This window comes from Candidatus Pseudothioglobus sp. Uisw_050_01, assembly GCF_048085775.1.
In the GTDB taxonomy this organism is placed as follows: Bacteria; Pseudomonadota; Gammaproteobacteria; order PS1; family Pseudothioglobaceae; genus Pseudothioglobus.
This window is the reverse complement of the sequence record NZ_CP159804.1, coordinates 142,536-166,032: the sequence shown is the minus strand read 5'-3', so window position 1 is coordinate 166,032 and position 23,497 is coordinate 142,536. Positions and strand designations below refer to the sequence as shown.

The window sequence follows — 23,497 nt, the reverse complement described above, 5'->3', positions numbered from 1 at the left end:
GCTCAATGTTAAATCTTCCTAAGAATGTTTGGATATTAACTGCCTGTTTAGCCCTCTTTATGTCCCTTAGCGTTTTTATGCTATTTGTCGCGGGCATTATTGGAAGCGTTCTTGCACCCTTAAAAAGTTTATCTACCTTACCAGTTGCAACTATTGTAGTAGGCACTGCTGTAAGTATTATTCCAGCCATCCGGCTGATGTCAATTTTTGGTCGTAAGAAAGTTTTTTTGAGCTCTTGCATTTACACCATATTTCTAATCGGCCTGTGTATATTCTCAATCATCAATAAATCATTTTACTTATTTTGTTTTGCGTCTTTCTGTTTAGGTGGAACAGTTGCGGTTATGCAGCAATTTAGGTTTGCAGCGATTGAAAGTGTGGAGCCTGAACAAAGACCAAAAGCAACTGCAGTTGTTCTTTTAGGTGGGCTAATTTCTGCTTTTCTTGGCACGGAAATTGCAACTTTAGGCAAAAATTACTTTGATACCGACTTTGTTGGCTCTTTCGTCATCCTCTCCCTTTTGTTTATAATTGCATTTATATTGATGTGCTTCTTTAAGCCAGCTGAAAAGTTTAAGCAGCAAATTGATAATTCTAAAAGGTCATTGCTTAAAATTATTAAGCAAGGCTCTTTCATAGTTGCAGTTTGCGCGGCGACAACAGGCTATGTTGTTATGAGCTTTGTAATGACAGCCACGCCGGTCAGTATGCATATAATGGATGGCTATTCACTGCACCACACAAAATCAGTTCTTCAAGCTCACGTTATCGCAATGTTTCTTCCGTCACTATTTACAGCTTACATTGTTAAATATCTAGGGCTTACTCGGATGATGCTCCTTGGAGTTATATTTTTCTTTGCTTCTGTCTTCATTGCATACAGTAGCCATGCTCTTAGCAGTTACTGGTGGTCTTTAGTTTTTCTTGGTCTTGGATGGAACTTCCTATTTATAGGAGGAACAAACCTACTCCCAAGATCCTATAGTGAAAATGAAAAGTTTAAAGTTCAATCAATCAATGATTTTTTAGTTTTTGGTCTTCAGGCTTTTGCAGCACTTTCAGCAGGCTGGTTTGTTTTTAATTTTAGCTGGGAAGTAGTTCTTTTATCAGTCATTCCATTGTTATTTTTTCAATTATTTATTCTGTTATGGTGGTTGAAAAATAATAATTAATAATTGGTGATTGTTTTGTAATAAAATTCTTTAAAAACTCTATTGGACCTTATGATGTTGAAAGTCACTCCGCTAACTCCTTCAATTGGAGCAATAATCTCAAAAGTTTCACTAAATAAGGATTTAAATAGTGGGACCATTGAGCAAATATACAGCGCACTCATAAAGCATCAAGTTGTTTTTTTTAGGGACCAGAATATTTCCCCAGAAACTCACCTAAAATTAGCAGAGAGTCTTGGCGAAATTGATCCAGGTCACCCTGTCTACCCACATGTTGAAGGATATCAAAGCATTGTTTTACTTAAAAATGATGCAAATAATAGGCCAGATACAAATGATTGGCATAAAGACCTTACTTTTAAAGAAAGTCCTCCCTTTGCAAGCATATTACATGGCGTAAAGGTTCCTAAAGTTGGTGGTGACACGCTTTGGGCTAGTATGAGTGCTGCATATGATCAGCTTCCAAATGGATGGAAAGACCACCTAGAAGAACTTGAAGCGATTCATGATATGGGTACATTTAGAAATGACTTTTACAAAGAAGGTGGTATCGATTCGGTTAATAATGCTCTAAAGAACGTTGGCTCAGCAGTTCATAAAGTTATTGGAACTCACCCCATTTCAGGTCTCAAATATTTAAATGTAAACCAATCCTTTACTCGTAATATTGTCAATGAAAGTCAAGGTCCAAGTGATCATATACTGCAATTTTTATTTCAGCATATTTCAAAACCTGAATTCCAAGTTAGATTTCACTGGGAAGATAATTCAGTTGCTATTTGGGATAATCGCATTACTCAACATTATGCAGTTTTTGACTACTTGCCAGAATTCAGGCACATGCAGCGAGTTACAGTTGTAAACGATAAAAGGGATAAGTCTTAAATACTACCCAAGAACCCTGAAGCCTTGTTTTAGGTCTTCAATTAACTCACTTGAGTCTTCAAGCCCTATGCTAAGTCGAACTAGATGTTTTCCATCATGAACCCATTCTCCATCTCGCTTGTATGGCCTTGCAGTTAAGAGGCTTTTATAACCTCCCCAACTAAAGCCAAGGGCAAATATTTCAAGTGAATTTGCAAATAATGCAATTTTTTCATCTGAATATGACTTTTTGAATGTGAAAGCAAATAGCCCTGACGCGCCACTAAAATCTCTCTTCCATAAGTCATGCTGAGGGTGCGACTCAAGACCAGGATGAATTACAGTCTCAATAATATCATTCTTATCAAGCCATCTCGCAACTTCAAAGGCTGATTTTTGGTGCTCCTCTAGACGAACCTTTAGTGATCTCAGTCCCCTCAAAGCCTGATAGCAATCCTGTGGATTGGCGTAATTTTCAACAGTTTCAAAATATTTAGAAAACTCATCCGCATATTTTTGGTTTACCGTTGCGCAGCCCAACAAGATATCAGAATGGCCACAAATATACTTAGTTACAGATTGAATGGTAATGTCGATACCAAGATCCAAAGGCTTTAAGAAAAGAGGTGTAGCCCATGAATTATCTAAAATTGATAGTACGTTAGCTTTTTTTGCCTCTTTAACAATTGCAGAAATATCTTGTATTTCAAATGTATTAGAGCCAGGAGACTCTAAAAAAATTAATTTAGTTTTATCATTAATATAGTGCCTGATTTCAGCACCTATATTGGACTCTATATGCGTTATCTTTACATTATATTTTTCAAGAATATTATGGCAAAAGCTTGCAGTAGGACTATAAACATTGTCACACAATAAAACCTCATCCCCACTTTTAGTAAAGGCCATTAGTGTATTTGTAATAGCACTGATACCAGAGGGAAATGCATAAGAAATATGACCATTTTCAAGCTTACACATCGCTTCTTCAAAGGCTTTTTGAGTAGATAGCCCATGAGTTCCATAGTCAACACCAGGATAATTATGATCCATTGCTAACTGCATATCTTCAAAATGATTAAACAGAACTGTTGAGCCACTCTGCACATCAGGATTAATGGTTCTTATTTTTCTATCACCATATTTCTGAGTGTAATCAATCCATCCAACGATATCATTTTTCTTAGTCATATATTTATAGGTTTAACAAATTGGAAATCATCATAAGTACAATTAAGGAATTTGTCCAGCAATTTTTCAATACAAAAACAATTAAATTATTATTAACTGACTTGCAGCTGGGCAGTAAAGAGCAACCTTTGAAGGGAGTTTAAAAAAATCATCAAGAACCTCTTGATATATTTTGATTTGTTTTTGGTGTGACTGTTTTTGCCGCCCAATAAATGAGCTCATAGATTCACCATCGTTAAGCGATGCCGTCTTGAAATCTATAATCCATAAAGTGCCATCTTCAATAAACAATCGATCAATTATTACTGTTTTACTTGAATTACTATATTCGGCTTCTACTTCAGTAGAGTCTCGATATTTAAATAGCCATTCAAAATCTTTATCACGCTTTGTATTGAGAAGTAAAAGAGAGGCAGCTTTAGTATATGACTGAATTAGTTTTGTCGGCAATCCAAACTCCTTAAATCTTGCGTCAATACTTTCAAATGATGGCTCAAATAAATAATGCTCTAGAAAGTAATGCACTATTGAGCCCAATGCACTTTGATAAATTAGATTAATATTACTGGACATATTTTTAGATTGCTTAATGTCATTAATGACTCTACTAGAAAGAGTTGAAAGCACCTTATTACGCTGAAGTTTGGGCAAAGAAGTCTCTACTGGAATTGTTGCATCTTGAATTGGAATGTCATCGATAGATTGTTGAAAATAATTACTTAAAAATGACAGCAATGAGCCACTGACAGCTCTTCCAGTTTTTGAAACGCTACCTAACAAATGAATCTTATCTTTTGCTCGGCTCATCCCAACATACAGCACTCTCATTAATTCAAAGTGTGCCTGTTGTTTTTGTAAGTACTGCAAATAAAGGTAAGTTTTACTCTCAGAGTCTTCATAAGAAGATTTTAAAGGTGCCAGCAAAATATTATTATTTGAAAACTCTTGAATTTGTATTAAAGGTAGTGAGTCATTTTTTCCTTTTTTACCAAGGCCAGGAATAATTACAGTATCGAACTCTAAGCCTTTAGCCTGATGAATTGTCATTAACTTAACAGAGGCAGACTGGGAGGGTGCATATAAATCTTTAACCATCAATTCAATTGTCTTGATATCTAAACTTTGACTTAGTTCGCAATGATTCAGTAATGAAAGAAATTGAGATCTAATACTTTTTTCTTGCTCATTAAGTTCAATCTCATTACATAGCTGACTTAAGGCATAAGAAAAACGCTCTACAAAAGAAAACTTACCTTCACTATAAATAGCCTCTTCAGTTGCTAGGAATAAATGCCTAGAACGTAAAATACCATCATCACTCAAATCTTTAACGATATCATCATCTATTAACTGACTAAAAATTGTCTTATCTATTGAATCACTAAAAACTAATAAATCTTCTAACTTTAAGCCACACCATGGAGCTCTGAGAATAGAAAGCCAAGCTAAACGATCCGCCAAACTAAGCAATGCTCTAGCTAAACTTAGCAAGTCTCTGGTAAAAAGATTAGACCTTAATGGCTCAGTTTTTAAGGCTTCAAAATTAACCCTGCTTTCCTGAAGCAATAATGTAATGGCATTTAAATGAGATCTAGATCTTACAAGGACTGCAATCTCTTGATGTGGATTATTTAAAATAGATTTTTTAATAATACTAACCACCATCTCCGCTTCTTCAGAATCTTGATCTACACTAAACGGGTAAAAAGTGAGCGCATCATTTTGCTCAATATTTGAAGCAGAGCTTGATTCAGAATAATGAATAGCGCCCAACAATAAATTATCTTGGTTTGGAAATATTTGAGAAAAAATCTTATTATTTTGCTCAACAATACTTTTATTTGACCTAAAGTTAGCCCTTAATACTAGAGGCTTAATTTTAAGACTACCTATACCACCTTTCATGACTTCAAGGAAAATTCCAACTTGAGATTCACGAAATTTATAAATTGATTGCATTGGATCACCCACAAAAAAGATTGACTTTCCATCTCCCTCTTGCCAGCTATCAACAAGCTTTTCAATTAAGCTTAATTGTGAATATGAAGTGTCTTGAAACTCATCAACTAGTAGATGCTTAATTTGATAGTCTAACAATAGCGCAATATCACTTACCTCTTCACGACTATCAAGCACATTAATAGCTTGCATACCAACTTCTGAAAAATCTTGCAAACCTTTTTCTTTAAAAATTACCTTCAACTCTGCAACACTTAACTTTAAGACTTGTGCAATATCATTGATACTTTTACTCGTTGATTCTGGAAAATACGCACTTGGTAAGTTAGATAAATTATTAAGTATTTTTTTGAATTCAACTTCAGAATCAAAACTCTCTAATATTTCTTTAAATATCAGTTTTTCTTCCTTAAGTTCAGCTGGAAATCCAATATTAGCATCAATTTTCTTTCTCCAGTTCCCAGTACTTTTCGTTAAAAGTAACTCAGAAATAGTTTGCCAATCACTCAAATCTTCGATAGTTGAGCCTGGTAACTTTTTAATCTTAGAAACATCATGCCTGGTACTAACTTCTAATAAATTAAAAAAAGATTTATCAAGCAAACCAGATGCTGCACCTCTCAAGGTTCCAAGATATTCAACAATTAATTCTTGCGCTAGAATTTCTAATAAATTAATATCAAGAGCACCCTCAATATATAGTTTTGGTAGCCACTGCTCTCGCTTTGAGAGCATCTGAACTATGAGCCGATAGAACCTATCAACATGGTTATCAAGGTACAACAAAACAGATGAGATGCTAGCTTGATACTCACTCTCCTCAATTAGTAGAAGGGTATTTTCTGCTGCCTCTTGATAAATTTGCTCATACTCATAAGTATTAATCATTGTTTGAGGTGGGATTAATTGATCAATAGATGGGTACCTTGAGACAATTAAACTTGACAGCGAATCAATAGTAATTATTTTTATTCGAGAGGGGTGATTCAGTAAATTCCAATCTTTCAGACTTGATTGCTCTAACACTTTATTGGCAAGATCAAAGGTTTTGAGCTTGTGTGGCTCTTCAGGTGGGTGCAATCTTGCTCGATTAAGCGAGCTAATTATTCTATGCTTTAACTCATCCACCGCTCTGTTGGTAAATGTCATAACTAAAATATTTTCTGGCACATCTGCAGAGCTAAGTAATTTTAAATAACGTTGAGTTATAAGTTCAGTTTTTCCTGAGCCAGCAGGAGCTTGAACAATGAAAGAATCACCTATATTTAGTGCTTGATCTCTTTGCCTCTGATCATTCACATTGACTCTGGCGAACTAACCCCTAGAATAGTTAGCCCATTAAAGAGAACTTGTTTCGTTGCGTGGATCACTGTCAACCTAGCCTGGGTAAGATCTTGATCATCCAGTATAAAAGGACAGGCATTGTAGTAACTATGAAATTGAGAAGCCAATTCACGTAAATAGTAAGCAAGTTGGTGAGGTTCATACTGCATGGCAGCAGACTCTATGACACCTTTATAACGACTTAGCTCTCTTAAAATTGATTTTTCACTTTCTTCTGATAATAATCCTAAATCAGCATCTTGATAATTAAACACTATGCCCTTTTCTTGCGCTTGCTTAAAAACAGAGTTAATTCGAGCATAGGCATATTGAATATAGAAAACTGGGTTCTCGTTTGTCTTTGATTTGGCAAGGTCTAGATCAAAATCCATATGCTGCTCTGACTTTCTAAGGATATAAAAGAAACGTGCGGCATCATTTCCTACCTCACTTCTTAAATCCTCTAGGGTCACAAAAGACCCGCTTCTAGTTGACATTTGTACTTTTTTTCCACCTCTATAAAGGTTTGCAAATTGAACCAAAAGGATTTCTAATTTTTTAGGGTTATGATTAAATGCAGCTACAGAAGCCTTAACTCTAGCAATATAACCATGATGGTCAGCTCCCCAAACATTAATTACTTTATCATAGCCTCGCTCAAATTTTTCAAGGTGGTAGGCAATATCTGAAGCAAAATAAGTATGATTTCCATTATCACGGACTACTACACGATCTTTTTCATCTCCATAATCCGTTGTTTTAAACCATAGGGCGCCGTCCTTTTTATAAACGTGCTTACTGTCTTGAAGTCTTTTAATGCTAGCCTCAGAAAGGCCGTTATCAATCAAAGATTGCTCTGAAAACCACTTTTCAAAGACCACTCCAAAATCAGCTAGATCTTTTTTGATGCCACTTAGAATACTTTCAATACCTACTTTAAAAATAGATTTAAAGCCTTCACCCAATAACTCTTTTGACCTTGAAATTAACTCATCAATATGAGACTCTTTGTTTCCTCCTTCAAGCTCATCTTTGCAGATACCTTCAAAAACTAATGCGGATTCTTTGTGAAAAGCGTCACTATAAGTCTGCATAATATTACTGGCGATATCATTAATATACTTTCCTTGATAGCCATTATCAGGAAACCTTATTGTTTCTCCGCAGAGCGCTAAATATCGCAAGAAAATGCTTACAGATAAGATGTCCATCTGCCTACCCGCATCATTTACATAGTACTCATTATCAACTTTATAACCAACAGATCTTAGTAGGTTAGAAACAGTTGCCCCATAAGCGGCCCCTCTTCCGTGTCCAACATGAAGAGGTCCTGTTGGATTAGCTGAAACGTACTCCAAAAGAATACTTTGGCCTGCTCCTATATTAGATGTTCCATACCCATCACCACTTTCAATAATTTCATTTATCACAGCAGTACTCGACTTGTCTGACAGAAAGAAGTTAATGAACCCTGGGCCGGCTATTTCTGTTTTTTCAATAAAATCAGCGCCATCTAATTGGTCAATAATAGCTTGCGCCAGCTTCAGTGGGCTGGTTTTAGCCTGCTTTGCCAGCATTAAGGCTATATTTGTTGCATAATCACCATGACTTTTATCTTTGGTGTGATCTAGCCGAACTTTTGATGGCATCTCACTAAGTAATCCTTGATCAATTAAATCATGGATGCATTTAGTAAGTAGGTTTTGCAGTTGCTCTTTCATATAATTAACTCATTATTACTTTTTTGGTTATTAGAGCCTATTTTAATTTAACACATCAATAAGTCGATACTCAAATTCTATACTTAAGGTTTAGTGAGCCTCTTGCCAGTTTGTTCCAATTCCCACATCAACCTCTAATGGAATACTTAACTTCAAAGTATCTGACATCATAGAACTGACAATTTCACCATACTCTTTAGCTTTATCAGCTCGAAGTTCAAATACAAGCTCATCATGAACTTGCATGATCATTTTTACTCCATTATTTTCTCTATCAATCCAGGACTGGATATCGAGCATAGCTTTTTTTATAATATCTGCAGAGGAGCCTTGCATAGGAGCATTAATTGCAGTTCTTAGTGCGTGTTGCTGCAGCATTTTATTTTTCGAATTAATTTGAGGCAAATATAGCCTCCTACCTAAAATTGTTTCCACAAATCCCTGCTCTTTAGCCCTTTCTTTAGTTTCGTCCATAAACCTTAAGACACCAGGATAATTCTCAAAATAACCATCAATATATTGCTTAGCTTCAGTTCTAGAGACATCTATTTGTTTAGCCAAACCAAACGCACTCATACCATAAATTAAGCCAAAGTTTATCGCCTTAGCCTTTCGGCGCTGATCTTTAGTAACATTTGAAAGCTCAGTATCAAAAACTTGAGAGGCTGTTGCACTATGAACATCAACATTATTATTAAAAGCCTCAATTAAGCTCTTATCCTGTGAAATATGCGCCATTATTCTAAGCTCAATTTGAGAATAATCAGCAGCAAGGATTGCATTATCTTTATTTGCAATGAATGCTGATCTAATCTGAGCACCCCTCTCTGTTCTAATTGGAATATTTTGAAAATTAGGTTTTGAAGAAGAAAGCCTACCAGTTGCAGTTACTGCTTGATGATATGAAGTATGAAGCCTTCCAGTCTTTCTGTTAATTTGTTTTGGTAAGGCCTCTAAATAAGTAGAATTTAGTTTTGTTAAAGTACGATAAGCCATTATTAAATCAACTAACGGGTGATCAAGTAATTTTAGAGCTTCTTCATTTGTTGAAGGCTGGCCCTTTGCTGTTTTCTTTTTTGGCTCTAGGCCAAAACCCTCTTCACTAAATAAAATTTGCTGAATTTGTTTTGGAGACTCAAGATTAAATTCATCGCCAGCAACCTCATATGCTTCAGTCTGAATTTTCATCATTTCAGCTTTAACCTCAATCTGTTGGTTAAAGAGTGAAGTTTCATCAACAAACGCACCATTTCTTTCTAATTTCAACATAATTTTTATTAATGGAATCTCTATGCTTTTATAAAGCAGCATCACTTTAGGATAATCTTGAAGCCTTGATTCCAAGACATTATTTAGCTCATTTGTTACAATGACATCTTCACACGCATAAGGCATTGCTTCACTAATATCAACCTGGTTAAAGGTTAGTTGTTTTTTTCCGCTGCCAGCAACATCTGCATAATGAATTGTTTTGTGCCCCAAATAATGTAAGGCTAAATCATCCATATTATGGCGGCTTGCAACTGAATTCAAACAATAAGATTTCAACATAGTGTCGTCAATAATGCCATTTAGACTAATATCAATATTAGCAAGAATATGGGCATCATATTTTAAGTTTTGACCAACTTTGCCAATAGCTTTATTCTCGAGCAAGGGCTTTAAAGATGCCATTACCTTATGTCTAGCCAACTGAACTGGCGCATCTAAGTAGTCATGTGCAACTGGTAAATAATAACTATCTTTCTCAATAAGAAAAACAAGGCCAACAATCTCAGCCTCCATATAGTTAAGACTATTCGTCTCTAAATCAAATACAAAAGATTCACTATTGGACAGCTTAGTAAGCAATCCAGAAAAGTCTTCATCTGTAAGTATTAGATTTTGAGAATATTCTTTAAGAGAAATACTAGAAACAGGGCTGGGAGTTTCATCAGTGGCCTGCTCATCATTTTGAGCAATTTTAGGTACAGTCTTTTCACCTAATTGCTTAAGCCACATTGAAAAACCATACTCTCTAAAAAGATCTAGTAACTCCTCTTTGTTTTCTCCGGGCTCATCCAATAAGATATTTAAAGGAAGCTTGACATCAAACTTTAGCTGAACTAATTTATAAGAAAGATCCAATATCTCAAAAGATTCCCTTAGTTTTTCACCAACCTTACCGCCAATCTTTTCTGCATTAGCCTTAACACCTTCAATGTTTTCATAAAGCTCAAGCCACTTTGACGCAGTTTTTGGTCCAACACTAGGCACTCCAGGTATGTTGTCAGCTGAGTCCCCCGTTAATGCCAGTAAATCTAATATTTGGTTTGGATTAACTCCCATTTTCTCTTTAATTTCTTCCTCACCATAGAGCTTACCTTTCATGTCAAGTTGCTTAATATTGCCTCCGACTAATTGGAAAAGGTCTTTGTCCCCACTAGCAATAATTGTTTCAATGCCTTCTTCACGAGCAAGCTTAGATAACGTCGCAATGACATCATCTGCTTCGACACCCGGCTCGCATAAAAAATGAAAGCCCATTGCCCTAACTATTTTATAAAGGGGTTCAATCTGAACAACTAAATCATCCTCTGCTGGGCTTCTATTGGCTTTGTAGTCAGGAAACATTTCGTGACGAAAATTTGAACCTTTTGCATCAAAAATCATAATAATCTTTGCGTCCTGATACTTCCTTTGTAGATGTTTTATCGCATTTACAACACCAAACATAGCTCCAGTAGGAAAGCCACTTTCATTTGTCAAGTTTTGAGATAGCGTTGAGAAATAGGAGCGAAATAAAAACGCCGAGCCATCTACTAAAATGAGTTGCTGATTCATTCTCAAATTTTACCTCTAAACCAAGTTTTTTTATTGGAAACTACTTGATGAATTTAAACTTTCAAACTTTATATTTTGAGCTCATGCATGAATTGTTAGATAAAATATACTAATGTCAGATGCTCTCATAACTCTAAACAATATTAGCCTTAGTCATAATGGGAAAAATATCCTTGATGATGTCAGCTTTAAACTTCATCCTGGTGAGTTTATTACATTAATAGGTCCTAATGGTGCTGGAAAAAGCTCATTAATTAAGATTCTTTTAGGTGTTATTAAACAAGATTCTGGAGAAATAATACATAGCGATAATTTAAAATTTGGTTATACGCCTCAATCATTTACAGCAAATCCATACATACCTATATCTGTTATTGATTTTTTGACATTAAATCAAAAATTTGATCGTGAGTTCACGCGTCAAACTTGTGAGCTTACTAGTATTGAAGATTTACTTAAAATGCCGCTCAAAAATCTTTCAGGTGGTGAATTGCAAAAAGTCTTACTAACTAGAGCACTTCTAAATAAGCCTAATGTGTTGATTTTGGATGAACCAGCACAAAACCTTGATGTTGATGGGCAAATGCAGCTTTATAAATTAATTCAGGATATTCATCAAAAGCAAAACTGTGCTGTACTTATGGTGTCACATGATCTTCATAGGGTAATGAAAGAATCAACTCAAGTTCTGTGCCTTTATCATCATATCTGCTGTGAGGGACTCCCCGAATCCATATTGAAAGATGCTCAATTCAATGACTTGTTTGCTGATCAAATCCATGACTTGATGGCAACTTATGAGCATCATCATAACCACCAGCACGATCATTAGAGAAGTCTAAATGGACTCTAAATGATATAATTAACTTTTTTTTATTATGACAATTATGAAAGATATTATTGAAGCCGCATTTGAAGATCGAGCGCATATCACCCCTGACTCTGCAAGCAATGAAATTAAAGAGGCTGTTGATGAGGCAATTCACCTCCTAGACTCAGGAAAAGCTAGAGTTGCAGAGCAAAAAAGTATCGGCAACTGGGAGGTTAATGAATGGCTAAAGAAAGCTGTTTTGCTTTCATTTAGGCTTGCAGATAATGTCCCTATGCAATCTGGCTATACTCAGTACTATGACAAAGTACCATCCAAGTATGCAAATACCACAGCTGAAGAGTTTCAGGCATCAGGTGTTAGAGTAGTTCCTCCAGCCACTGCAAGGAGAGGTTCTTATATAGCCTCAAATACGGTTTTAATGCCATCTTATGTAAATATTGGTGCATATGTTGATTCTGGAACAATGGTCGATACATGGGCAACTGTAGGTTCTTGTGCACAAATTGGCAAAAATGTTCACCTTTCAGGCGGCGTAGGCATTGGTGGGGTACTTGAACCTTTACAAGCGAGTCCAACAATCATAGAGGATAACTGCTTTATTGGAGCAAGATCAGAAGTAGTTGAAGGTGTTATCGTTGAAGAAGGTGCTGTTATATCAATGGGCGTTTATATTGGCCAATCAACTAAAATCTTTAATAGAATGACGGGTGAAGTATCATATGGACGAATACCTGCAGGATCAGTTGTAGTTTCTGGCAACCTTCCATCAGCAGATGAAAGCTATTCACTTTATTGCGCCGTTATAGTTAAACAGGTTGACGCTAAAACAAGGTCTAAAGTTGGAATTAATGAGCTTCTTCGAGGGATTTAACTCAATCTTTTCCAAATAATAAAAAACCCGCTTAATGGCGGGTTTTTTATTGAGTTAATATGTATTACTTAGTAAAGATTTTGTACAGCAAACCAACGGCAATTAAACCAACCAAGTTTGCAGCTCCAAGTCCAACAATAATATCCGTAAGTCTAGCGATAATATCGCCAGGTAAGAATGCAGCTTGACTTCCAAAAATTATTTGAACAACAACTGCAAGTGCAATAAAACTTACACCTACTTCAGTTAATTTTTTTACCCATCCAATTACATTATCTAACATACTCTCTCTCCATTTGTTTTAAGACAACCAGATTTCCAGCTGATTGGTAAACTTTTTATAGTATCAAAATCACTATGTCAAGTTTTCTAGGTGCGTGATGACTAAAAAATTAGCTTTAGCACAATAAAATTAAGTACTTAATAAAATTTCATTCAAATAATAAAAAACCCGCCTTATGGCGGGTTTTCTATTGAGTTAATACGTATTACTTAGAAAAGATCGTGTACAACAATCCTGCTGTAATTAAACCAACTAAGCCAGCACCACCAAGTGCGCCGATCATATCAGTAAGCCTAGCGACAACATCACCAGGTAGGAATGAAGCACTTGAACCAAATATTACTTGAACAACAACTGCTAGTGCTACAAGACCCACACCAGCTTCAGTTAATTTTTTTATCCAACCAGTTACATTACTTAACATATTTTCTCTCCATTTGTTTTTAAAATAATCAACATTCTTGCTGATTGATGGACTTTTTATAGTAACAAAAACAGAGTGTCAAGTTTTCTTGATGAAAAAAAGCCAAAAAATAGGCCAAAATGACGTAATTTTGCTCAAATGTTGCAAAAAAACAACAAAACTTATGACTTGATGATTACCGAAAGAAAAATCCCTAAAAATGCAGTCATACCAATGAAATTATTATTAAGAAATGCCTTAAAATATTCTTCTTTTTGGCGTTTTTTCAGTAGAAATTGATGATAAATCATAAAAAATGAAATAATCACCAAAGAAAAGTCATAAATTAATCCTAAATCGAAAACATTGCCAATTAATATAAGCACAATAATTAATAAAATTTGCAATAAAGTGATAATAATTTGATCGTATTTTGCAAAAAGAATTGCTGTTGACTTTACTCCAATCTTTAAATCTTCATCGCGATCAGCCATTGCATAAAAAGTGTCATAAATCAAAGTCCAAACTAGGGTTGCAATAAAAACTAGCCAAGCAGTTAAAGGAACCACTCCAGTTTGAGCGCTAAAAGCCATAGGCACGCTCATTCCAAATGCAGCGCCTAAAACTAGTTGTGGTAAATTAGTCCAGCGCTTTGTAAAAGGATATAAAGTTGCCAGAAGAACGGCAATTAAAGACAATTTAATAGTTAAGATATTAGTTTGAAGAACTAAGCCTAATGCAAGGAGTAATAATAGACCAAATAATACTAGCGCGGAATTAGATGAAATTTCTCCAGTAGCAAGAGGCCTTTGCTGAGTTCTTATGATGTGCTTATCAATTTTTCGATCTGCAAAATCATTAATAATGCACCCAGCAGTTCTCATTATAAAAACACCTAAAGTGAAAATGAACAATATATCTAAATCAGGCCATCCATCTGCACTTAGAAATAAAGCCCAATATGTGGGCCATAAAAGTAGTAATGACCCAATAGGCTTATCAAGCCTCATTAAGCGAATATACGCATTCATAGTTTATTTAAAAATTCTTCAAGATCATTTGGCAATGGGGCTGTTACCTTTTGTATCTCATTAGTAATAGGGTTTGTAAAAACAATTGATTTAGCATGCAAAAAAAGTCGACTCAACCCTTTCTTTTTCATCAATTGATCAAAACTATTATCACCATACTTTTCATCTTGGGCAACTGGATGCCCAGCATGCTTTGCATGGACCCTGATTTGATGGGTCCTTCCAGTTTCTATAACAACTTCAACTAACGAGGCACTTTCATCATCCATAAGAAAATTTTTAATAGGGTGGAAATGACTTACTGAGTCTTTTCCTTTCGAATCAATAACACTATTCCTTGAGTTTTGATAAATTGGCGCATCAATGGTATGCTTTTTCTTGCTCCAGCTATTTTTAACAAGTGCAATATAACGCTTTTCCACTTGATGATGAACTAGCTGTTCATGAAATGATTTTAAGACTGACCGTTTTTTTGCAAGAATCAAACACCCTGATGTTCCTCTATCAAGTCGATGGACAAGTTCAATAGGCTCTTTATATTGACTTTTAAGTGCTTCAATAATTCCAATAGTAACGCCACTTCCCCCATGAACTGCCATTCCATGTGTCTTATTAAGCACTAATAAGCCTTTATCCTCATAAAGAATTGAGGAATTAAGCAACTTAAGCAGTCCATCAGATGGCTTAATATCCTTTTCGGTGGAGGTTCTAATAGGTGGAATTCGAATAACATCTTCAGAAACAAGCTTATAGTCTGCTTTTTTTCTACCTTTATTGACGCGGACTTCGCCTTTTCTAATAATGCGATAAATGCGAGACTTTGGGACACCTTTAAGTTGCTTTATTAGATAATTATCAAGGCGCTGTCCAATTGAAAATTCATCAACAGTTATGAACCTTGGAGCATCATGATTAGTCATAAGGTCACGAAAAAAATAGCCGATTAAAGTTATCAGTGGTAACTTTAGCAATCTCAGAAATACTCGTATTACGAATTTCTGCAAGTTTTTCTGCTACATAGTATGTATAGGCTGGACTATTTGGCCTTCCTCTATTAGGAACAGGGGTTAAATATGGCGAGTCTGTTTCAACCAAAAGACGCTCAGCAGGTATTTTTTTTGCTACATCACGCAAAGATTGAGCACTTTTAAAAGTCAAAATACCCGAAAAAGAAATATAATATCCAAGATCCAATGCCGCCTTGGCAGTCTCCCAATCCTCAGAAAAGCAATGCATAACGGCTGACTCAGCCTTCTCTTCAGAGAGAATTTTGATAGTATCAGATTTAGCTTCTCTGGTATGAATAATCAGAGGTTTACCCGAAATATTGGACGCCTTAATATGCCTACGAAATCGATCTCTTTGCCAATCAGCCTGATCTTCCTTAACATGAAAATAATCCAAACCAGTCTCACCAATTGCAATGATTCTGTCACTTTTTGCATATTCAAGTAACTCATCTGTAGTTGGGTCTTTACAATTAGTTTCTGTTGGATGCACGCCAACTGACGAATATATATTAGAGTATGCTAATGCAAGATCGTGAACTTGATCAAAATGCTCCAAATCAATACAGACGCATAGGAATTTCTTAACAGAGAGCTCACTGGCATGTTTGAGCATTGACTCAATACTTCCTCCAAAAGCATCTAAGTCAACTCGATCTATGTGGCAATGAGAGTCTATTATTTCCATAAATAAAAATTATAGCTGAATTTCTAAAAGTGAACGATTATCTGAAACAAATGGAACTTTTAAAATATGCACTTTTGCCTTCATTTTTTGAATAGTTTCTTCATCAATATTGTCACCCTTCATCATTAAGTAGCGACCATCATCCGCTATTAAATGCTTCACTTTTTCAATAGTACTCGTAACATTTGAAAATGCTCGAGATGTTATTTGAGGAAAAGACTCATGATAACTAAATGTCTCAACTCTACTATTAACTACTGTTAGATTGGTCAAAGAAAGTTCTGTTTTTACAGTTTGCATAAATCGACATTTTTTGCCAACACTATCGATGACAAAAACACTAGTTTTAGGCATCATAATTGCAATGATAATCCCAGGTAAACCAGCACCAGAGCCGACATCTAGTAATAATCCAGGCTTTATATAACTTAATATTGAAAGGCTATCCAAAAAGTGTTTTTTAATTGACTCTAATGGATCGCGTATGGCACTTAAATTGTATACCTTATTCCATTTAATAATTAATGCATGAAACCTAAGGAGCTGCTGAACTTGAAACTCTGAGAGATCAACATTCATTAACTCCGCCCCTTCACAGAGCAGCCTCTCGTTTTCATTCATGAGAGGGCTTTGTAAGTTTTCAAAAAAACCAATAGAATAGAAATTGATGCTGGGGTTACACCTTGAATTCTACTAGCTTGACCAATTGTCTCAGGCTTGTATTCATTAAGCTTTTGCCTAACCTCATTGGATAAGGCTTTAATCTCACTATAATCTATATCTGATGAAAGCTTAGTATTCTCATTTTTACGATATTTTTCAATTTCATCTAATTGTCTTTTTATATAGCCCTCATATTTAATTTGATTTTCTACTTGCTCGATAATCATCCTATCTTCCAGAAAGGGTTTTGCATTTACAATTTTACTGAGCAGCTTATAGTCAATATTTGGTCTTTTTAACAGGGCCTCTAAACTATATTCATGACTAAGCTTTATTCCCAAAACTTTTTCTGCTTGGGCGTCTCCTGACTGAACCCAAAAAGACTTTAAACGTTTTTTCTCATTCGCTACTTGCTCATATTTTCCATTAAAAGAAAGCCAACGTAAATCATCAACTAGTCCCATTTCTCTAGCTTGTGGAGTTAATCTCTCATCAGCATTATCTTCTCGAAGTAAAAGGCGATATTCAGCTCGAGAGGTAAACATTCGATAAGGTTCTGATGCCCCCTTGGTCGTCAAATCATCAACCATAACACCAATATAAGACTCATCTCTTTTAGGAGTCCAAGGGCCTTTCTCTTGAACCTGTAATGCAGCATTAATTCCAGCAAGCAAACCTTGTGCAGCGGCTTCTTCATAACCAGTAGTGCCATTAATCTGTCCTGCAAAGAAAAGACCTGATATTTTCTTAACTTCTAGTGTTTGTTTTAACCCTCTTGGATCAAAAAAATCATATTCAATGGCGTAGCCTGGACGAATGATCTTTGCATCTTCAAAACCTTTAATAGAGTTAACAAAATCCTCTTGAACTTCAAATGCTAGCGATGTTGAAATACCATTTGGATACACTTCATGAGTTGTAAGACCCTCCGGTTCAACGAATATTTGATGTGAGTCTCTTTCTGCAAATCTAACAACCTTATCCTCAATTGAAGGGCAATATCGCGGGCCAACGCCTTCTATTTTTCCACTATAGAGTGGCGAGTCTTTTAGACCATTAGTAATATACTCATGAGTTTTTGCATTCGTATGTGTAATAAAACATGGAATTTGTTCTGGGTGATCAGTTGATTTCCCCATAAATGAAAAGGTTGGTAGTGGAGTATCACCCTCTTGTTTTTGTAAGACGTTATAGTTAATTGTTCTTCCATCAAGGCGAGGTGGAGTTCCTGTTTTAAGCCTCCCAACACCTAAATCATAAGAGCGTAGTCGTTCAGATAACACATTAGCTGCTGCATCGCCAGCCCTTCCTCCCTGATAATTCTGTTTACCAATATGTATAATTCCACCTAAAAAAGTGCCTGAAGTTAAGATAATTTTATCTGCAAAGAACTCCAAGCCCATTTGCGTTATAACGCCTTTAACTCTGTTATTTTCAATAATTAGATCGTCAACTGGCTGCTGAAATAAACTTAGATTTTCTTGATTTTCAATTTTGCTTCTTATGGCTGCTTTATACAATATTCTGTCTGCTTGAGCCCTGGTAGCCCTAACAGCGGGTCCTTTAGATGCATTAAGCGTTCTAAACTGAATACCTGACAAATCAATAGCTTTTGCCATTATGCCGCCCATTGCATCAATCTCTTTTACAAGATGGCCCTTACCAATACCGCCAATCGCAGGATTACAGCTCATCTGCCCAAGCGTCTCCACATTATGAGTTATTAGAAGTGTATCGACACCCATTCTAGCTGATGCAAGAGCTGCCTCAGTTCCAGCATGGCCTCCACCAACAACAATTACTGGGTAATATTTACTTTTATTCATTCGTTTTTGTTTTTACAATACAAAAGGCCCGACATAATTCGGGCCTATCATTATACGCTTTAAGCTTTAGACTAAATTCTTAAGTCCAAATCTGATAAAAAGCAAAGATTAATACTTATAACCAGCTTCGAATAATGTGTCTTGAGAAGAAGGCTGAGAACCAGCAACATAATCACCAGTAGAAGACTCTGAGTTAGCTTGGCATCTTGCCATTAAGGCTTTTTGGCCTGCTTCAATATCACTTCCTTTCCAGGCTTGTAAACATGATTGCTGTAAAGCTCTTCCATAAGAAAACGTCAAACTGGTAGCGCTCTTATGTTCAATACTATTCATAGTATTAAGATAAACTGAAGCGTCTTCTTCAGTTAACCCGCCCGAAAGAAACATAATTCCTGGAACTGCAGCTGGCACACAACGATTCATTGTGCGAACTGTCATCTTGGCAACCTCTTCTGAGCCAGCTTTATTGGAATTATCAGTGCCAGAAACTGTCATTGAAGGTTTTAACAATGTTCCCTCTAGGAAAACATTATTTTCTGAGCAAGCTTTGTAGACTTCAACCAGGACCTTCTCTTGAACTTCTGCTGTCTTCTCAATAGTGTGATCCCCATCCATTAAAATTTCAGGCTCAATAATAGGAACAAGTCCTGACTCCTGACAAATTTTTGCATATCTTGCAAGGCCCCAAGCATTCTCCCTAATTGCAAGATCTGTAGGGCATCCATCAGCAGTAATTTGCAAAACAGCGCGCCATTTTGCGAAACGTGCTCCTTGTTTATAGTACTCAGCAGTTCTCTCAGCAAGACCTTCCAGACCCCTACACCACGTCTCTACTTCATGCCCCCCAGCTAATGGACTTAAGCCTTTATCTACCTTAATGCCTGGAATTATTCCCAGCTTATTAATTTTAGAAACCATAGTTTCACCATCAAGGTGGTTTTGATAAAGTGTCTCTTCAAAAAGGATGACTCCACTAATATATTCACCAATTCCTTCTGCAGTAAAGAGCATTCCACGATAGGCTTGACGATTTTCTTCTGTGTTTTCTACGTTAATCCCAGCAAGTCGTTTTCCTATAGTTGGAGTAGACTCATCTACTGCAAGAAGTCCTTTGCCTCTAGCAGCCAATAGATTTGCAGTTTGTCTTAATTCTTCTTGATTATTTATCATAATTTTTCACCCTCATAATTTACTTTTAATAATTTCCATCGCCTACACGCAAAATTTTCATCAGGTTTGTACCTCCTGATTTATCCTTATGCATCCCCTTTGTAACAATAACAATATCTCCTTTCTCAACTTGGGATTTATCCTCCAGATTTTCTATAACATGGGTATTGACATGATTCCAATCATCCGCACTTGTTTTATCTATATAACAAGGATAGACTCCTCTATAAATAGTAACTTTTTTTAAAGTTTTGTAATTATCTGACATTGCAAAAATTGCAATATTAGAACTAATTCTCGACATCCAAAGCGCTGTTTTTCCAGTTTGAGTGAGAGTTGCCACTACCTTTGCACCCAAATGGTTAGCAGCATACATTGAGCTCATAGCAATTGTTTCATCAATACCTTCAAAATGCTCATGAAGTCTGTGATGAGATACTTTTGCTGTTGGACTTTTCTCTGTTTCCAAACAGACATCACTCATTGTTTTGACTGCCTCTACAGGATGAGCACCTACTGCAGTTTCTGCAGAAAGCATCACTGCATCAGTTCCATCTAAAACTGCATTTGCTACATCAAAAACCTCTGCTCTAGTTGGTATAGGGCTAGTAATCATTGATTCCAACATTTGAGTTGCTGTTATAACAAATCTATCATTTGCCCTAGCTAATAAGATTAGACGTTTTTGTTGAGCAGGTAGCTGAGGATCTCCAATTTCAACACCTAAATCACCACGTGCGACCATAATTCCAGCTGATTCTTGAATAATCTCATTAATCACATCTTCCTGCAATGCTTCAGCTCGCTCAATTTTTGCAATAACACTAGCATTCGATCCAGCCTCCTTAAGAAGCCTCTTGGTCTCACGAATATCATCTGCATGAATAGGAAAAGAAATAGCGACATAATCAGCATCCGCCTTAGCCGCAGTATGAATATCTTGCTTATCTTTTTCAGTTAAAGCGCTTGCGCTTAGGCCGCCGCCACGCAAATTTATTCCCTTATTGTTAGATAAAGTTCCACCCTGAAGAACTTCAGTTAAAATTTTTGGCCCATCTATCTGCAAAACTTTGAGAATTATTTTTCCATCATCTAACAGTAAAGTATTTCCAGCGCTTAAATCATTTGGGAGCTGTTTATAAGCTATCCCGACTGCAGTCTGAGTCCCTTCAGATTTTGGTAACTCCGCATCAAGAGTAAATTGATCTCCCCTGCTAAGTAATACCTTATTATCTATAAAAGAAGAAATTCTAATTTTTGGGCCTTGCAGATCCATCAATACACCAATAAAGGTATCATTTTCTTTTTCGTACTTTCTGACTTGAGCAATTCGCTCTAAGTGTTCTTTTTCATTATTATGCGAAAAATTAATTCGAATAACGTTTACGCCAGCATCTAAAATTCCTTTTAAAACCTCAGGGTCATCAGTTGATGGTCCAAGAGTGGCTAAAATTTTTGTTCTTCTATTAATTATTTTGCTCCTGTATTCTTTTCTCTAACACTTCAACAACTGGGAGTTTCTTTCCTTCTAGAAATTCTAAAAATGCACCTCCACCAGTTGAGATGTAGGATATTTTATCTTCGATATTAAATTTACTAACTGCTGCCAAGGTATCGCCGCCGCCAGCAATCGAAAAGGCATCTGAATCTGCAATTGCATGCGCTATTTTCTCAGTACCATTTGCAAACTGCTCAAATTCAAATACGCCAACAGGCCCATTCCAAACTATTGTTCCTGCATTTTTCATAATCTCACATAACTCTTCAACAGAATTAGGGCCAATATCAAAAATCATGTCGTCAGAAGCAACACTGCTTGAATTTTTACTTTCTGCAGTTGCAAACTCAGAGAATTCTTTACCGCATACTACATCACCTGGGATAGGGATTTGACAATGCTCCATTAATGCTTGGGCTGTAGGAATAAGATCATGCTCACAAAGAGACTGACCAACACTATAGCCTTGAGCCGCAATGAATGTATTAGCAATACCTCCACCAACCACTAACTGATCAACAATTTTAGAAAGCGCATCTAGAACAGTTAGTTTAGTTGAAACTTTTGATCCTCCAACAATAGCAACCATTGGTCTTTTTGGATTTTCAAGTGCTTTACCAAGAGCCTCAAGCTCACCAACCAGAAGGGGGCCCGCGCAGGCAATTGGTGCGAACTCAGCAACGCCATAGGTTGAGGCATGGGCTCTATGTGCAGTCCCAAAAGCATCTTGCACACAAACATCGCATAAAGATGCCATTTGTCTTGACAAGGCCTCATCGTTTTCTTTTTCACCCACATTAAATCTGACATTTTCACAAAGAACAACTTCACCAAAATTCATCTCTACACCATCAAGCCAGTTTGATTCAAGAATTACTGGCTGGCCTAGTAAATCAGAAAGATGTTTAGCTACTGGTTTAAGTGAATATTTTTCATCAAACTCACCAGCCTCTGGTCTTCCAAGGTGTGACATTATCATAACCTTAGCACCAGCTTTAAGTGCGTGAGTAATAGTTGGTAATGAGGCTAAAATACGCTTATCACTGGTTACCTCACCATTTTTTATTGGGACATTTAAATCTTGCCTAATTAAAACTCTCTTTCCGCTTAGATCAAGATCAGTCATCTTAAGTAAATTCATCAAACCCCCCAAGTCAAATTAAAACTATTGTGAAACGTGTCCAGCTAAACGCAACAAGTTGCACGTATAACTATACTCATTATCATACCAAGAGACTATTTTAACAAATGTAGAGTCCATTGACATGCCTGCCTCTGCATCAAATATTGAGGCAAAAGTACTTCCAACAAAGTCTGTCGAAACAACTTTTTCATCTGTATAGCCCAGAACACCTTTCATTGGGCCCTGAGAAGCTGACTTCATTGCCGCGCAAATTGCCTCATAATCAGACTCATCATTTAACTCAGCAGTTAAGTCAACAACTGAAACATCAGAAGTGGGAACTCTAAAAGCCATTCCAGTTAATTTACCATTAAGTTCAGGCAGAACTTTACCAACCGCTTTTGCTGCTCCTGTTGATGATGGAATAATATTTTCTAATATACCTCGGCCACCACGCCAGTCTTTCAAAGAAGGGCTATCAACAGCTTTTTGAGTCGCTGTTGCTGCATGGACTGTAGTCATCAAGCCACGCTTAATGCCCCATTCATCATTAAGCACTTTAGCAATTGGAGCTAAGCAATTTGTAGTGCATGAAGCAGCTGATATTATCGACTGACCATCATAGGAGTCGTGGTTAACACCATATACAAACATTGGTGTGTGATCTTTAGAAGGGGCTGACTGTATTACTTTTTTAGCACCTGCATCTATATGCGCCTGGCAGCCCTCCTCTGTTAAGAAAAAACCGGTACAGTCAATAACTAAATCTGCACCAACATCTCCCCACTTTAAATCTGCAGGATTACGCTCAGCAGTTAAACGAATCTTTTTTCCATCAATGACAAAATTATTTCCTTCTACTGAGACATCTTTACCAAACCTTCCATGCACTGAATCATATTTCAGCATATAAGATAGATAATCATTATCTAGTAAGTCATTAATTCCAACTACTTCTAAATTATCAAAATCCTTATCGATTGCACGAAAAACCATTCTACCAATTCGGCCAAAACCATTAATTCCAACTTTTATTGTCATCTTAAACT

19 protein-coding genes are annotated in these 23,497 nt (G+C 36.3%); 4 read left to right on the top strand and 15 right to left on the bottom strand.

Translation table 11 applies throughout. The annotated features are described in order from the left end of the window. Window positions 1–5: 5 nt before the first annotated feature. Entirely contained in the window at window positions 6–1,172 is a 1,167-nt protein-coding gene (locus ABXT51_RS00785) for an MFS transporter (protein ID WP_416695724.1), read from the top strand. A 51-nt stretch (window positions 1,173–1,223) separates the two neighbouring features. Beyond that, on the top strand, window positions 1,224–2,057 hold the full coding sequence (locus ABXT51_RS00780) for a TauD/TfdA dioxygenase family protein (protein ID WP_416695723.1): 834 nt from the start codon (window positions 1,224–1,226) through the stop codon (window positions 2,055–2,057). A 3-nt stretch (window positions 2,058–2,060) separates the two neighbouring features. On the opposite strand, the gene metC is transcribed toward ABXT51_RS00780, so the two are convergent. From metC to polA, 4 genes are all read right to left on the bottom strand, one after another. Then, window positions 2,061–3,227, bottom strand: coding sequence for a cystathionine beta-lyase (metC, locus tag ABXT51_RS00775; protein WP_416695722.1), 1,167 nt, complete (start codon window positions 3,225–3,227; stop codon window positions 2,061–2,063). Between the two features lie 81 nt (window positions 3,228–3,308). Next, window positions 3,309–6,485, bottom strand: a complete 3,177-nt coding sequence (locus ABXT51_RS00770; RefSeq protein ID WP_416695721.1) for a UvrD-helicase domain-containing protein — start codon at window positions 6,483–6,485, stop codon at window positions 3,309–3,311. Continuing rightward, window positions 6,482–8,230 carry an arginine--tRNA ligase gene (gene argS / locus ABXT51_RS00765; protein WP_416695720.1) on the bottom strand — a complete coding sequence of 583 codons (1,749 nt, stop codon included), beginning with the start codon at window positions 8,228–8,230 and terminating at the stop codon, window positions 6,482–6,484. The genes ABXT51_RS00770 and argS overlap by 4 nt, the downstream gene beginning before the upstream one ends. Before the next feature lie 90 nt (window positions 8,231–8,320). Further along, entirely contained in the window at window positions 8,321–11,053 is a 2,733-nt protein-coding gene (gene polA, locus ABXT51_RS00760; RefSeq protein ID WP_416695719.1) for a DNA polymerase I, read from the bottom strand. A 112-nt stretch (window positions 11,054–11,165) separates the two neighbouring features. On the opposite strand from polA, the gene ABXT51_RS00755 reads away from it, so the two are divergent. Then, window positions 11,166–11,885, top strand: a complete 720-nt coding sequence (locus ABXT51_RS00755) for a metal ABC transporter ATP-binding protein (protein ID WP_416695718.1) — start codon at window positions 11,166–11,168, stop codon at window positions 11,883–11,885. A gap of 55 nt (window positions 11,886–11,940) precedes the next feature. Then, window positions 11,941–12,756, top strand: a complete 816-nt coding sequence (dapD, locus tag ABXT51_RS00750) for a 2,3,4,5-tetrahydropyridine-2,6-dicarboxylate N-succinyltransferase (RefSeq protein WP_416695717.1) — start codon at window positions 11,941–11,943, stop codon at window positions 12,754–12,756. A gap of 64 nt (window positions 12,757–12,820) precedes the next feature. On the opposite strand, the gene ABXT51_RS00745 is transcribed toward dapD, so the two are convergent. From ABXT51_RS00745 to gap, 11 genes are all read right to left on the bottom strand, one after another. Then, window positions 12,821–13,039 carry a hypothetical protein gene (locus ABXT51_RS00745; RefSeq protein WP_271537260.1) on the bottom strand — a complete coding sequence of 73 codons (219 nt, stop codon included), beginning with the start codon at window positions 13,037–13,039 and terminating at the stop codon, window positions 12,821–12,823. A 205-nt stretch (window positions 13,040–13,244) separates the two neighbouring features. After that, the gene (locus ABXT51_RS00740; protein ID WP_271537261.1) at window positions 13,245–13,463 is read right to left on the bottom strand and encodes a hypothetical protein; all 219 of its coding nucleotides are present in this window, start codon (window positions 13,461–13,463) and stop codon (window positions 13,245–13,247) included. A 161-nt stretch (window positions 13,464–13,624) separates the two neighbouring features. Continuing rightward, window positions 13,625–14,473, bottom strand: coding sequence for a 4-hydroxybenzoate octaprenyltransferase (ubiA, locus tag ABXT51_RS00735; protein ID WP_416695716.1), 849 nt, complete (start codon window positions 14,471–14,473; stop codon window positions 13,625–13,627). Next, complete coding sequence (locus ABXT51_RS00730; protein WP_416695715.1) at window positions 14,470–15,393, bottom strand: RluA family pseudouridine synthase; 924 nt, start codon at window positions 15,391–15,393, stop codon at window positions 14,470–14,472. Before ABXT51_RS00730 ends, ubiA begins: the two co-directional genes overlap by 4 nt. A 4-nt stretch (window positions 15,394–15,397) precedes the next feature. Continuing rightward, complete coding sequence (locus ABXT51_RS00725; protein WP_416695714.1) at window positions 15,398–16,168, bottom strand: TatD family hydrolase; 771 nt, start codon at window positions 16,166–16,168, stop codon at window positions 15,398–15,400. A gap of 9 nt (window positions 16,169–16,177) precedes the next feature. Further along, a complete protein-coding gene (gene rsmG, locus ABXT51_RS00720; protein WP_416695713.1) occupies window positions 16,178–16,789 on the bottom strand; it encodes a 16S rRNA (guanine(527)-N(7))-methyltransferase RsmG in 612 nt (203 codons plus the stop codon). Then, entirely contained in the window at window positions 16,786–18,657 is a 1,872-nt protein-coding gene (mnmG, locus tag ABXT51_RS00715) for a tRNA uridine-5-carboxymethylaminomethyl(34) synthesis enzyme MnmG (RefSeq protein ID WP_416695711.1), read from the bottom strand. The genes rsmG and mnmG overlap by 4 nt, the downstream gene beginning before the upstream one ends. A 108-nt stretch (window positions 18,658–18,765) precedes the next feature. Beyond that, window positions 18,766–19,827: a class I fructose-bisphosphate aldolase gene (locus ABXT51_RS00710; protein ID WP_416695709.1), complete on the bottom strand. Its 1,062-nt coding sequence runs from the start codon at window positions 19,825–19,827 to the stop codon at window positions 18,766–18,768. A 25-nt stretch (window positions 19,828–19,852) separates the two neighbouring features. Beyond that, complete coding sequence (pyk, locus tag ABXT51_RS00705; protein WP_416696321.1) at window positions 19,853–21,301, bottom strand: pyruvate kinase; 1,449 nt, start codon at window positions 21,299–21,301, stop codon at window positions 19,853–19,855. After that, window positions 21,294–22,466, bottom strand: a complete 1,173-nt coding sequence (locus ABXT51_RS00700) for a phosphoglycerate kinase (RefSeq protein WP_416695707.1) — start codon at window positions 22,464–22,466, stop codon at window positions 21,294–21,296. Before ABXT51_RS00700 ends, pyk begins: the two co-directional genes overlap by 8 nt. A gap of 24 nt (window positions 22,467–22,490) precedes the next feature. Continuing rightward, window positions 22,491–23,489 carry a type I glyceraldehyde-3-phosphate dehydrogenase gene (gene gap / locus ABXT51_RS00695; protein ID WP_416695705.1) on the bottom strand — a complete coding sequence of 333 codons (999 nt, stop codon included), beginning with the start codon at window positions 23,487–23,489 and terminating at the stop codon, window positions 22,491–22,493. Window positions 23,490–23,497: the final 8 nt, after the last annotated feature.

Bases quoted from the DNA above. Each gene is read 5' to 3' on its own strand.
- metC (WP_416695722.1), bottom strand. From the start codon at position 3,227: ATGACTAAGAAAAATGATATCGTTGGATGGATTGATTACACTCAGAAA.
- ABXT51_RS00730 (WP_416695715.1), bottom strand. From the start codon at position 15,393: ATGACTAATCATGATGCTCCAAGGTTCATAACTGTTGATGAATTTTCA.
- ABXT51_RS00745 (WP_271537260.1), bottom strand. From the start codon at position 13,039: ATGTTAGATAATGTAATTGGATGGGTAAAAAAATTAACTGAAGTAGGT.
- dapD (WP_416695717.1), top strand. From the start codon at position 11,941: ATGAAAGATATTATTGAAGCCGCATTTGAAGATCGAGCGCATATCACC.
- polA (WP_416695719.1), bottom strand. From the start codon at position 11,053: ATGAATCAGCAACTCATTTTAGTAGATGGCTCGGCGTTTTTATTTCGC.
- mnmG (WP_416695711.1), bottom strand. From the start codon at position 18,657: ATGAATAAAAGTAAATATTACCCAGTAATTGTTGTTGGTGGAGGCCAT.
- ABXT51_RS00740 (WP_271537261.1), bottom strand. From the start codon at position 13,463: ATGTTAAGTAATGTAACTGGTTGGATAAAAAAATTAACTGAAGCTGGT.
- ABXT51_RS00710 (WP_416695709.1), bottom strand. From the start codon at position 19,827: ATGATAAATAATCAAGAAGAATTAAGACAAACTGCAAATCTATTGGCT.
- ABXT51_RS00785 (WP_416695724.1), top strand. From the start codon at position 6: ATGTTAAATCTTCCTAAGAATGTTTGGATATTAACTGCCTGTTTAGCC.
- argS (WP_416695720.1), bottom strand. From the start codon at position 8,230: ATGAAAGAGCAACTGCAAAACCTACTTACTAAATGCATCCATGATTTA.
- ABXT51_RS00780 (WP_416695723.1), top strand. From the start codon at position 1,224: ATGATGTTGAAAGTCACTCCGCTAACTCCTTCAATTGGAGCAATAATC.
- ABXT51_RS00700 (WP_416695707.1), bottom strand. From the start codon at position 22,466: ATGAATTTACTTAAGATGACTGATCTTGATCTAAGCGGAAAGAGAGTT.
- rsmG (WP_416695713.1), bottom strand. From the start codon at position 16,789: ATGAATGAAAACGAGAGGCTGCTCTGTGAAGGGGCGGAGTTAATGAAT.
- ABXT51_RS00725 (WP_416695714.1), bottom strand. From the start codon at position 16,168: ATGGAAATAATAGACTCTCATTGCCACATAGATCGAGTTGACTTAGAT.
- gap (WP_416695705.1), bottom strand. From the start codon at position 23,489: ATGACAATAAAAGTTGGAATTAATGGTTTTGGCCGAATTGGTAGAATG.
- ubiA (WP_416695716.1), bottom strand. From the start codon at position 14,473: ATGAATGCGTATATTCGCTTAATGAGGCTTGATAAGCCTATTGGGTCA.
- ABXT51_RS00755 (WP_416695718.1), top strand. From the start codon at position 11,166: ATGTCAGATGCTCTCATAACTCTAAACAATATTAGCCTTAGTCATAAT.